Origin of the sequence: Simplicispira suum (assembly GCF_003008595.1) — a bacterium.
GTDB lineage: Bacteria > Pseudomonadota > Gammaproteobacteria > Burkholderiales > Burkholderiaceae_C > Simplicispira > Simplicispira suum.
Genome location: NZ_CP027669.1, coordinates 2,393,607 through 2,404,455, shown reverse-complemented (window position 1 = coordinate 2,404,455; position 10,849 = coordinate 2,393,607). Strand labels below are relative to the sequence as shown.

Below are 10,849 nucleotides of genomic sequence, written 5' to 3'. Positions count from 1 at the left end.
CAGACAGAGATCAGGCGATCTTGAAGCGTGCAACAGACTGACGCAGCTCCTCCGCCATCGTGGAGAGCTCGCGCACCTGTTGGGCCGTCGTCCGGGTGCCTTCGCCTGTTTGCTCGGTCACGGCAAAAATGTGCTGAATGTTGTCGGCCACCTCGTTGGCCAGCGTGGCTTCACGGGAAGTGGAAGAGGAAATCGACTCGATCAGCTCGGCAAGGCGTCGGGACACCCGATCAATCTCTGACAAGGCCGTGCCGGCGCTGTCGGACAGTCGAGCCCCCTCCACCACACCCTGCGTAGACCGCTCCATGGCGGCCACGGCGTCCTGTGTGTCGGTCTGAATGGCTTTCACAAGGGCAGAAATCTGTCGCGTGGCATCGCCTGATCGCTCAGCCAAGCGCTGCACTTCTTCCGCCACCACCGAGAAGCCTCGTCCAGCTTCACCGGCGGATGCCGCCTGAATGGCGGCATTCAGGGCCAGCACGTTCGTCTGCTCGGTAATGTCTGAAATCAGCTCAGTGATTTCGCCAATCTCCTGCGACGACTCGCCCAGGCGTTTGATCCGCTTGGAGGTGTCTTGAATCTGATCACGGATGGAGTTCATACCGCCGATGGCATTCTGCACAGCCTGCAGACCCGAATCAGCAGCCTGCAGCGACTGACGCGCCACTGTGGCCGATTCCTGCGCCTGGGTGGAGACCTCGTTAATGCGCGAAGCCATGTCCAGCACCGAGCGACCTGTTTCACGAATTTCGCGCAGTTGTTCCGTCGAGGCAGCGAGCAGTTCCGTAGACGTGTTGTCAACCAGCGCCGTGGTCTGTGCCACGCGTGTTGCCGTGTTTTGCACGCTGCCCACAATTTGCCGCAGCTCTTCCACGGTGTAGTTGACCGAATCGGCAATAGCGCCTGTGATGTCTTCGGTCACGGTGGCTTCCTGGGTCAGATCGCCTTCAGCGACCGACTGCAGTTCATTCATGAGTCGCAAAATGGCCGCCTGGTTGGCATCGTTGATCCGCTTGGCCTCATGCTCCTGGCGCTGTGCGTCCCGGTGCTGCGCTTCCGCAACCTGCTGGCGACTGCGGCTGTCAAGCAGTTGCACACGGGAAATACCCACGCCGCACAAAATCACGAAAAGACCTGCCAACACCAGTGCGGCGAGTTGCCCGGCCCCCATGCCGGTCTGGGCCGTGAGGCGGTTTTGGAGGGCTTCGAGTTGGCGACGCAGTGGTTCGCTGTCGCCAATGATGGCAGTTTGCGCTTCGCGCGCCGAAACCAGGCCTTGCAGATTGCCAAGAATGGCGCTGGCCTGTGTCCGGGTTTCTTCATACAGCTTGATCAACGCAGTAAGTTGCTCGCGCGTTTGTGGATCGCGCGTCGCACTCAAGCGCAGCTCCGGACTTCCATCGAGCAGGCCCTGCGCGATTTCCTTGAACGAGTTCAAGTCCTTGCCCAGAAGAAACACCGCCTCCGGGCTCACGCCTTCAGTCGTTTGAAACTCGTTGGCAGATTTGCCGATACGCTGCGTCAGCATCACAAGCTGTCCGGCCGCTGAAATTTCTGAAGCGGGTGCGTTTTGCTGCAGCTTGAGCGACGAGACGGTTTCCGCAATCTCAAGCAAATCGGACGACTGTCGATTAATGGTGCGCAGCGCATCACCCACCTGGGTCAAAATTTTCTGCTGCCCCATCACGACACTGGCATTGCGCTCGGCCCGCTCCATTAATGGCTGGATCGACTGGAGGTCGGACTGGTAGCTTTCACCCAGCTCCTGCACGCCCAGTTCGCTGTCGCCGGCCTGCAGAGCGCGCACGTTGCGAGCCAGCACCCCCGAGCTTTCCACCACGTCGGGAAAGGCCTGGGGGCTTCCCACCAAGGCCTGGGACACAGATTTGGCAAGTCGCTGCGACTGCATCAGCGACTGTCCGGTGGCCGCCAGCTGCTGCGCCGACCGCTCCGACTGACGCAAGACCCAGCCGGCAATCAGTGCCAGCAGCACCACCCCCAATGCCAGAAGTGTCAGCAATCGACGCTGGTGCGCCGCCGCTGTGGCCTCTCCCAGCAAAGGCAGGGAGATGCGATCAATGGACGACTCCGGCAACGCCGCATCGGCCGGCTCTGGACTTCCTTGCACGCTGTTGAGCGCATCGCCCGGATAGTGCTCACGCAGCGGATCACTCATGAGAGGCCCCGCAGCACCTTGCTCAGCGGACAGTGCACCATCGTCGGTAGCAGCCGGAGTGCGATTGAACAGTTTTCCAAAATTTTGAGCGACAGACATGGAGCAGCCTTACAGAGAAATTCAAGCACTGATGCTCAGAAATGCGGGGTGCTGCGAGAGCACCTGCAAATTGAGCTCCTGCCAGCGAGCGCCGCCAGCGTCAATATAGGTAGTCCCAAAAAAATCGGGGGCATCCCCGGCGGGAGGCTCGGAGTTCACAAACACGTCGGTGCTGCGCAGCCCCGCCAACCGATCGACGAGCAATGCTGCGTTGACTTCCAACGCAGCATTCAAGGCAAGCAGACTCGATTCACCCAGCGCCTGCTCGCTGCGCACTGTGCCGTGACCCAACAATCGCGCCAAGTCCACCACGCCGGTGAGGCCGCCCCGCAAGTTGGCCACCCCCAGAAACCAGTCGCGCGTGTAAGGCACGGCTTGCACAGACGTCCACGGGAATATCTCGCCAGCCTGCGCCAAAGGCATCAAATAGTTCTGGCCGGCCGATTCCACAGCCAGCCAGGAAGAAACGGACAGATTTTCACTGCGCGCCGCCTGCAAACGGCTGGCCAGACGAATTTGTAGTTCGCGGAGTGCTTCACGATTTGCCATAGAAACTCGGCGCCGCCTAGTTGAGCGCGTCGATCTTGGCCTGAAGCTCCACGGGATCCACAGGCTTGGTGATGTACCCGCGCGCACCCTGGCGCATACCCCAGACCCGATCGGTTTCCTGATTCTTGCTCGTGCACATGATGATGGGCACATCGGCATACTGTGGATCGCGGCTGATGGCGCGCGTAAGTTGAAAGCCGTTTTGTCCCGGCATCACTACATCCATCAAAATGAGATCAGGCTTCTCCTCGGCCAATCGTCGGAATGCCTCTTCGGCATTTTCCGCAGTCCGCACCTGCATGCCCTTTTTCTGCAGTAAATCCGTGAGGAACATCAATTCAGTCTTCGAATCATCGACGACCAGTACTTTCTGAATAGCCATCACATCGCTCCTTGGGAAACACTGGCAAATTGCTGCACTGCCTGCAGCAATTGATCTTTGGTAAACGGTTTGGTCAGATAATCCTGGCATCCAACCATCCTGCCGCGCGCTTTGTCGAATACGCCGTCCTTTGACGACAGCATGACGACTGGTGTTTGCGCGAAATTCGGATTTCTCTTGATGATGGCGACAGTCTGATAACCGTCAAGCTTGGGCATTAAAATATCGCAGAAAATCACCTGAGGATGATAATCGTTGACCTTTGCCAAGGCATCGAATCCATCATCGGCAAGAAGCACTTCGTGCCCACCTTGCTTCAGAAAAATCTCGGCACTTCGCCGAATGGTATTGCTATCGTCCACCACGAGCACTTTGAAGGAGGCACCGGTTGTAGTCAATTGTCACTGCTCCGATGGAAAATAAAACACGTGAGAAAGAGCCCGTAATTCAAATCTGGACCATCTCAAAATCCTGCTTGCCGGCCCCGCATTCAGGACACAGCCAGCTGTCTGGAACCTGCTCCCATGGCGTGCCCGCAGGTATCCCTTCTTCGGGATAACCCTTGACCTCTTCATATAGCCAGCCACAAATCAGACACATCCAGGTTTTTGGTTCGATCACAGCTTAAGGGGGCTTCACATAGAATGCAACGATTGTATCCAGGCAAAACGACAGCCTGCCGTTTTTGCGCCACCTTCCCCTGCGTCTTTAGGGCTCATGACGGACAACTCCCATTTCGTTCCCCAGCCTGACCTGGTCGCCAAGCTGGGGCAGACCCGCACTCCAGCCTGCGTGATGCTGATCAATGCCAACGACCCGAGCGGCGCCGCAGGGCTCACGGCCGACATTGCGACGACGGCCTCGGTGGGGGACATCCCGTCGCCGTAGTGGCGGGAACCTATATACGCGACACAGCGCAGATCTTCGACTATTACGCACTGGATGACGAAGCGGTAATGGAACAGGCGCGGGCAGCCCTTGAAGATCTTCCGGTGCAAATCATCAAAATCGGTTTTGTCGGCACGCCAGAGAACCTCAGCGCCTTGGCTGAACTGATGTCCGACTACCCAGAACTGCCCGTGGTCTCGTACATGCCCAACCTGTCTTGGTGGGAAGAGGAGCGCATCGATCTCTATCTGGACGCATTCAAAGAACTTGTGCTACCGCAAACCACAGTGTTGGTAGGAAACCACAGTACGCTGTGGCGCTGGCTGCTTCCGGACTGGGACAAGGACGCCAGCCCCGGCCCGCGCGATCTTGCTGCGGCAGCGGCGGAAGTGGGCGTGCCCTACACGCTGGTGACCGGAATCGCGCTGCCAGAACAGTTTGTGGACAATGCGTTGGCCTCGCCCGAAACCGTTCTCTGCAGCGGGCGCGTTGAATTGTTTGACGCTACGTTCACTGGCGCGGGCGACACGCTGTCTGCCGCGCTCGCCGCCCTGCTAGCGACCGGCTGCGATCTGTCTGAAGCCTGCACCGAAGCCCTGGGCTACCTCGACGGCTGCCTTGAAGCGGGGTTTCGGCCCGGCATGGGGCATGTGGTGCCTGACCGCATGTTCTGGGCCGAAGCCGATGATTCCGACGAGCCCCCACCTGACAACGAAGAACCGCCAACCCCAATAGAGTTTGGCCTACCCCCGCATGACACAAAACACTGACTACAACCTTTCACTTTTCGAGCGCGCCAAGGCTGTGATCCCCGGCGGCGTCAACTCGCCTGTACGCGCCTTCAAGGCCGTGGGTGGCACGCCGCGCTTTGTCAAGCGTGCCCAGGGCGCCTACTTCTGGGACGCCAACGATCAGCGGTACATCGACTACATCGGGTCCTGGGGTCCGATGATTCTTGGCCATGGCCATCCCGCCGTGCTGGGGGCCGTACAAAAGGCCGCGCTTGACGGTTTTTCCTTCGGCGCGCCCACCGAGCGCGAAGTGGAGCTGGCCGAGGCCATCATTGAGCGGGTGCCGTCAATGGACATGGTGCGGCTGGTCAGCTCAGGCACCGAAGCCGGGATGAGCGCCATCCGCCTGGCGCGCGGTGCCACCGGGCGCAGCAAGATCCTGAAGTTTGAAGGCTGCTACCACGGCCACGCCGACGCACTGCTGGTCAAGGCCGGCTCGGGCCTGGCCACCTTTGGCAACGCCACCAGCGCCGGGGTGCCACCCGAGGTGATTCAACATACCTTGGTGCTCGAGTACAACAACGTGGTGCAGCTGGAAGAGGCCTTCGCCCTGCACGGCCGCGAGATTGCCTGTCTGATGATGGAGCCCATCGCCGGCAACATGAACTTCGTGCGCGCCAGCGTCCCATTCACCCGCCGCTGCCGTGAGCTGTGCACCGAATACGGCGCACTGCTGATCTACGACGAGGTCATGACCGGCTTTCGCGTGGCGCTGGGCGGCGCGCAAAGCGTCTACGCCCAGCACATTCCAGGGTTTGCACCCGACATCACGGTCATGGGCAAGGTCATTGGCGGTGGAATGCCGTTGGCGGCCTTTGGCGGCCGGCGCGAGGTCATGGAGCTGCTGGCGCCATTGGGCGCTGTGTACCAGGCGGGTACGCTCTCGGGCAATCCGGTGGCCACGGCCTGCGGGCTGGCGACGCTGAAGGAAGTCTCCAGACCGGGTTTTTACGACGCACTGGCAAGCCGCACGCGGGCACTGGTCACGGCGCTGGAAGCGGCAGCGGCTGACGAGGGCGTTCCCTTCTGCGGCGACAGCGAAGGCGGCATGTTTGGCTTTTTCTTGCTGCCCGAACTGCCGCAGAACTACGCGCAGGTGATGCGCACCGATGGCGCGCGCTTCAATCGCTTGTTTCACGGTCTGCTCGATCGCGGCGTCTACATCGCGCCAGCGCTGTACGAGGCCGGGTTTGTCAGCGCGGCCCACACGGACGAGGATATCGCTGCTACCGTAGCGGCCACCCGCGAAGTGTTCAGAACGCTATAAATTACATAGCTTCCAGCGATTTACATATAAGCGCTGGAGGCCAAAAACACTTAACTTTCTTCTGGCACGTCCATCCATGTCTGCTGCGTTCAAGTTTCTTTTTGCCACGTTGGTTCTTGCCGTCAACACCCTGGTTCTGGTGACCTCCATGATTCCGGTCGCCCTCGTCAAGTTGGTGCTGCCCGTGCAGGGCGTGCGCCGGGCCTGCGACCGCGCGTTGATGGGTATTGCTGCCTTGTGGATGGACATCAACGGTTTCTGGCTGGGCGCTGTGAACCGCGGCCACTGGGACGTCTCCGGGGTGGACGGGCTGGACCCGCGCGGCTGGTACCTGGTAGCCAGCAACCACCAAAGCTGGGTTGATATCGTGGTGCTGCAGCGGGTCTTCAACCGCCGCATTCCGATGCTCAAATTCTTTACCAAGAAAGAGCTGATCTACGTACCGGTGATCGGCTTTGCCTGGTGGGCGCTCGATTTTCCTTTCATGCAGCGCAAAGGCGGCGCCAGTGCACGGGCCGACCTGGAAGCCGGACGCAAGGCCTGCGCCAAGTTTCGGCTGGTGCCAACGTCGGTCATGAGCTTCGTCGAGGGAACGCGTTTCACCCCCGCCAAGCACGCAAAGCAAAATTCGCCCTTCCGCCACTTGCTCAAACCCAAGGTGGGCGGCATTGGCATGGCGCTGGAATCGCTGGGCGATGCGTTCACGGGCTTTCTTGACGTCACCATCGTCTACCCGCAGGGCACGCCCACCTTCACCGACGCCATGGCAGGGCGCATGGGCGATGTGGTGGTTCGCGCCCATCTGCGTGCCATCCCACCGCAAGTGCTGCCGCCCGCAGGCGAGCCCGTCCCCCGCGCTGCGGTGCAGGCCTGGGTGAACGAGCTGTGGCAGGCCAAGGACGGAGAGATCACGCAGCTGCTTGCCCCCGGCAAAGATCCAACCGCCTGATCGGTTTCGCTCGAGCCCAACAAAAAAGCGGCCTCAGCCGCTTTTTTTGTTGAAGCCCTCGCGAACTCAATGGCGGAAGTGCCGCACGCCGGAAAACACCATGGCCACGCCGCGCTCGTCGGCAGCGGCTATGACTTCCTGATCGCGCATGCTGCCACCGGGTTGGATGACGCAGCTCGCTCCTGCATCCACCACCACGTCCAGGCCGTCGCGGAAGGGGAAGAACGCATCGCTCGCCACCGCCGTGCCTTGCAGACTCAAACCCGCATGCTGCGCCTTGATGCTGGCAATGCGCGCGGAATCGAGCCGGCTCATCTGCCCGGCACCGACGCCCATGGTCATACCGCCCTTGCAGAACACGATGGCGTTGCTTTTGACGTATTTGGCCACCTTCCAGGCAAACAGCAGGTCTTCCATCTCTTCGAGGGTGGGCTGCTTCTTGGTCACCACCTTGAGGTCGATGAGCGAGATCTCGTGGTTGTCCGCTGTCTGCAGCAGCAGGCCCGAGCCAATGCGCTTGGCATCCATGGCGTTGCGGCCACGCTCCCAATCGGTCTTGCCGCCGTGCGCAGGCAGTGCAATCTTGAGCAAGCGCACATTCGCCTTGGCTTTGAACACCTCCAGCGCCTCCGGGCTGAAGTCCGGCGCCATCAGCACCTCGACAAACTGCTTGCTGATTTGTGCCGCCGCTGCGCCATCGAGCGTCCGGTTGAGCGCGATGATGCCGCCAAAGGCGCTGGTGGGATCGGTCTGGAACGCCTTGGTGTAGGCACCAAGCGCGTCCAGACCCACAGCCACGCCACACGGGTTGGCGTGCTTGACGATGACGCAGGCTGCGGCCTCGAACGTTTTGATGCATTCCCAGGCGGCATCGGCGTCGGCGATGTTGTTGTAAGAAAGCTCTTTGCCCTGCAGTTGCACGCCCGTCACCAGTGAGCCCGGTGCCGGGTAGAGGTCGCGGTACAGCGCAGCCTGCTGATGGCTGTTCTCGCCATAGCGCAGGTCTTGCACCTTGGTGAAAATGCCATTGCTCTGCCCGGCAAACAGGCTGCGCTGAGGCACATAGGTTTCCGACAGTTGTTCAGCTTCGAACGTGACCGACGACAAATAGTCACTGATGGCGCCGTCGTACTGGGCTACCCGATTGAATGCGGCCACCGACAGCGCAAAGCGCAGCTTGTCGGACAATTTTCCGTTCGCTTTCAATTCTTCCAGCACAGCGGGGTACTGCGAGGCATCGGTCAGCACACCCACGTCCTGCCAGTTCTTGGCAGCGCTGCGCACCATGGCAGGGCCACCGATGTCGATGTTCTCGATCGCGTCGGCGAGCGTGCAGCGGGGCTTGGCCACGGTGGCTTCAAAGGGGTAGAGGTTGACCACCAGCAGATCGATGGTGTCAATGCCGTGCTCCTTGAGCGCCGCCATGTGCTCGGGCAGTGCGCGCCGGGCCAGCAGGCCGCCGTGCACTTTGGGGTGCAAGGTCTTGACGCGGCCGTCCAGCATTTCGGGAAATTGCGTGACTTCGGCCACTTCCGTGACGGGCAGGCCCGCTTCCTGCAGCAGCCTGGCGGTGCCGCCAGTGGACAGGAGCTTGATGCCCAGCGCGTGCAAGGTTTGGGCGAATTCGACGATGCCGGTCTTGTCGGAGACGGAGAGGAGTGCATTCATGGCTTGGGCCGCAGAGTTTTGAATAAAATTCGGCTCCAGCGCTTATCCAGCAAGCGCTAGCAGCTACAAATAAAAGAGCGCTTTTAAAGCAACTTGTGCTCCAGCAGCTTTTTTCGCAGGGTGTTGCGGTTCAGCCCCAGCCATTCGGCTGCGCGCGACTGGTTGTTGTCGGCGTGGCTCATTACCACTTCCAGCAGCGGTTTTTCAACAGCGCGCACCAGCATGTCGTACATGCCGTCGGGCGCCTCGCCGTCCAGATCCTGAAAGTAGCTGTGCAGACTCTCGCGCACGCATGCATCAATGTGTTGCCGGCTCATACCGCCCATCCCTCTGTTTCTTGTAATTCATCTCTGGCTGTCGCGCCCATCTGCGGCAGTCGGTCCATCTGCCTTCCCAGCATCTGCAGGAATTGCGCCACCGCACGGTGTTGCGCAGCGCTGTCGTCCAAGCCATTCATGCGCTGGCGAAAGGCCTCTCCGCCAGGAAGCGCCCGCAGATACCAGCCAATGTGCTTGCGCGCACTGCGCACGCCGGTCTCTTCTCCATAGAGGCGGTAGTGGTCTTCCAGGTGCGCCAGCAGCACGCGCTCCAGCTCGGCGATCAGCGGTGGCGCAAGATGTTCTCCGGTCGCCAGAAAGTGGCCGATTTCGCGAAAAATCCAGGGCCGCCCCTGCGCCGCGCGCCCGATCATCAAGGCATCGGCACCGGTAGCGGCGAGCACATCGCACGCTTTCTGCGGTGAATCGATGTCGCCATTGGCCACTACGGGAATAGACACCGCCGCCTTCACGGCCGCCACCGTTTCGTATTCGGCGGCGCCGCGGTAGCCCTGCTCACGCGTTCGACCGTGCACGGTGAGCATCGCGATCCCGGCCGCTTCAAACCGGGTGGCCAGCGCCACGGCATTTTTGTGCTGCTGGCACCAGCCGGTGCGCATCTTGAGGGTGACAGGCACGCCGCGCGGGGCGCAGGCGTCCACCACGGCGCGCGCAATGGAGACCGCCAGGGCTTCGTCCTGCATCAGCGCCGAGCCGGCCCATTTGTTGCACACCTTCTTGGCTGGACAGCCCATGTTGATGTCGATGATCTGTGCGCCGCGCTCCACGTTGTGGACGGCGGCCTCGGCCATCATCGTGGCGTCGGTGCCGGCAATCTGCACCGCAATCGGGCCCGGTTCACCGCTGTGGTCGGCACGGCGTGAGGTCTTCAGGCTGTTCCACAGATCGCGCCGCGAGGTCACCATCTCGCTGACCGCGTAGCCCGCGCCAAGCGACTTGCACAGCATGCGAAACGGCCGGTCGGTGACGCCCGCCATGGGCGCGACAAACAACCGGTTGGGCAGCAGGAAAGACCCGATGTGCATGAAAATCTGAGAGCGCGCAGGAGAGAGAGGCGGCATTGTAGCTGCTCAAAATTTCAGCAACCTGACCGGCGCTGCGTGCGCCGGGAGCAAGCCCTTCCCAAGCGCTCAGTGCGCGGCGATCTCAAGCACGAACGGAGGAGTCGGCTCGGACTGGCGCCTATCGGCGGACACCGCTTCGAGTCGGTGGCGCAGCAGTGCCGCGCGCAGCCAACTGCGGTTGTAGAGCACGTCGGGCGAGAGCTCCGCGAGAGCGGCTGCACCAGGCGCGTCGCCCATGTCCACGTGTTCACCATCGGCCAGCGGCCCACGCAGCACCTGGCTGGCGCGGGTCGAATCGAGAACGAGCAGTTGCACCGTCCGGTCAGCGGGCGGCCGTGCACATCGGACCTCCAGCGCCAGGCCCTGTGCGTGCAGATCGGCCGCCAGAGCAAGCCAGTTCGCTTGCTGCTTGCTGGCAGCGAGGCAGCCGCTTGACTGCGCACCCAAGGGCAAGGCGCCTGCAAAGGACTGCGGTCCCTGAATGCATCCAGCAGCCAGAATCGCCGCCAGCACACCCAGGGCACTGGCGTACGCAAATCGGAACGTTGAACTCATGGGTGCCCCTTGCGCTCGCGCTTGGTTGAGAGAAGCCCAACGATACAAAGTTGGCGCGTGGCAGTCTTGGGAGTCCGACGCAGAACGCCGTAGGACAGCGCCGCGCGGCAAATGGCCGACCCG

Annotated in this window: 11 protein-coding genes and 1 pseudogene; 3 read left to right on the top strand and 9 right to left on the bottom strand. The window is 61.3% G+C overall.

Annotation, left to right across the window (positions count from 1 at the left end; translation table 11 throughout):
- Nucleotides 1-10: 10 nt before the first annotated feature.
- The 5 genes from C6571_RS11205 to C6571_RS11185 are packed head-to-tail and all read right to left on the bottom strand — an operon-like array spanning nucleotide 11 to nucleotide 3,824.
- Nucleotides 11-2,275 (bottom strand): methyl-accepting chemotaxis protein, encoded by a 2,265-nt coding sequence (locus C6571_RS11205; RefSeq protein WP_106446748.1) that lies wholly within the window; start codon nucleotides 2,273-2,275, stop codon nucleotides 11-13.
- 21 nt (nucleotides 2,276-2,296) lie between these two features.
- On the bottom strand, nucleotides 2,297-2,824 hold the full coding sequence (locus C6571_RS11200; RefSeq protein WP_106446747.1) for a chemotaxis protein CheW: 528 nt from the start codon (nucleotides 2,822-2,824) through the stop codon (nucleotides 2,297-2,299).
- A gap of 16 nt (nucleotides 2,825-2,840) precedes the next feature.
- Nucleotides 2,841-3,206: a response regulator gene (locus tag C6571_RS11195; RefSeq protein WP_106446746.1), complete on the bottom strand. Its 366-nt coding sequence runs from the start codon at nucleotides 3,204-3,206 to the stop codon at nucleotides 2,841-2,843.
- On the bottom strand, nucleotides 3,206-3,604 hold the full coding sequence (locus C6571_RS11190; RefSeq protein WP_106446745.1) for a response regulator: 399 nt from the start codon (nucleotides 3,602-3,604) through the stop codon (nucleotides 3,206-3,208). The genes C6571_RS11195 and C6571_RS11190 overlap by 1 nt, the downstream gene beginning before the upstream one ends.
- A 49-nt stretch (nucleotides 3,605-3,653) precedes the next feature.
- Nucleotides 3,654-3,824, bottom strand: a complete 171-nt coding sequence (locus C6571_RS11185; RefSeq protein ID WP_106448192.1) for a rubredoxin — start codon at nucleotides 3,822-3,824, stop codon at nucleotides 3,654-3,656.
- A gap of 177 nt (nucleotides 3,825-4,001) precedes the next feature.
- Between C6571_RS11185 and thiD the strand changes: the two are divergent.
- The 3 genes and pseudogenes from thiD to C6571_RS11170 all read left to right on the top strand — a co-directional run bounded on the left by thiD (nucleotide 4,002) and on the right by C6571_RS11170 (nucleotide 7,101).
- Nucleotides 4,002-4,864: pseudogene (gene thiD / locus C6571_RS11180) on the top strand (bifunctional hydroxymethylpyrimidine kinase/phosphomethylpyrimidine kinase).
- On the top strand, nucleotides 4,848-6,152 hold the full coding sequence (hemL, locus tag C6571_RS11175) for a glutamate-1-semialdehyde 2,1-aminomutase (protein WP_106446744.1): 1,305 nt from the start codon (nucleotides 4,848-4,850) through the stop codon (nucleotides 6,150-6,152). Before thiD ends, hemL begins: the two are co-directional and overlap by 17 nt.
- Nucleotides 6,153-6,228: 76 nt before the next feature.
- Nucleotides 6,229-7,101: an acyltransferase gene (locus C6571_RS11170; protein ID WP_106446743.1), complete on the top strand. Its 873-nt coding sequence runs from the start codon at nucleotides 6,229-6,231 to the stop codon at nucleotides 7,099-7,101.
- A 66-nt stretch (nucleotides 7,102-7,167) separates the two neighbouring features.
- Here the strand turns inward: C6571_RS11170 and purH are convergent, their stop codons facing one another.
- The 4 genes from purH to C6571_RS11150 all read right to left on the bottom strand — a co-directional run bounded on the left by purH (nucleotide 7,168) and on the right by C6571_RS11150 (nucleotide 10,726).
- Entirely contained in the window at nucleotides 7,168-8,769 is a 1,602-nt protein-coding gene (purH, locus tag C6571_RS11165) for a bifunctional phosphoribosylaminoimidazolecarboxamide formyltransferase/IMP cyclohydrolase (RefSeq protein ID WP_106446742.1), read from the bottom strand.
- 83 nt (nucleotides 8,770-8,852) lie between these two features.
- Nucleotides 8,853-9,086: a Fis family transcriptional regulator gene (locus tag C6571_RS11160; RefSeq protein WP_106446741.1), complete on the bottom strand. Its 234-nt coding sequence runs from the start codon at nucleotides 9,084-9,086 to the stop codon at nucleotides 8,853-8,855.
- Nucleotides 9,083-10,132, bottom strand: coding sequence for a tRNA dihydrouridine synthase DusB (dusB, locus tag C6571_RS11155; protein ID WP_106446740.1), 1,050 nt, complete (start codon nucleotides 10,130-10,132; stop codon nucleotides 9,083-9,085). The genes C6571_RS11160 and dusB overlap by 4 nt, the downstream gene beginning before the upstream one ends.
- Before the next feature lie 105 nt (nucleotides 10,133-10,237).
- Entirely contained in the window at nucleotides 10,238-10,726 is a 489-nt protein-coding gene (locus C6571_RS11150) for a D-Ala-D-Ala dipeptidase (RefSeq protein WP_106446739.1), read from the bottom strand.
- Between the last annotated feature and the right edge of the window lie 123 nt (nucleotides 10,727-10,849).

Coding starts and splice junctions, on each gene's coding strand:
- C6571_RS11160 (WP_106446741.1), bottom strand. CDS start 9,086: ATGAGCCGGCAACACATTGATGCATGCGTGCGCGAGAGTCTGCACAGC.
- C6571_RS11205 (WP_106446748.1), bottom strand. CDS start 2,275: ATGTCTGTCGCTCAAAATTTTGGAAAACTGTTCAATCGCACTCCGGCT.
- C6571_RS11170 (WP_106446743.1), top strand. CDS start 6,229: ATGTCTGCTGCGTTCAAGTTTCTTTTTGCCACGTTGGTTCTTGCCGTC.
- C6571_RS11200 (WP_106446747.1), bottom strand. CDS start 2,824: ATGGCAAATCGTGAAGCACTCCGCGAACTACAAATTCGTCTGGCCAGC.
- C6571_RS11195 (WP_106446746.1), bottom strand. CDS start 3,206: ATGGCTATTCAGAAAGTACTGGTCGTCGATGATTCGAAGACTGAATTG.
- C6571_RS11150 (WP_106446739.1), bottom strand. CDS start 10,726: ATGAGTTCAACGTTCCGATTTGCGTACGCCAGTGCCCTGGGTGTGCTG.
- dusB (WP_106446740.1), bottom strand. CDS start 10,132: ATGCACATCGGGTCTTTCCTGCTGCCCAACCGGTTGTTTGTCGCGCCC.
- hemL (WP_106446744.1), top strand. CDS start 4,848: ATGACACAAAACACTGACTACAACCTTTCACTTTTCGAGCGCGCCAAG.
- purH (WP_106446742.1), bottom strand. CDS start 8,769: ATGAATGCACTCCTCTCCGTCTCCGACAAGACCGGCATCGTCGAATTC.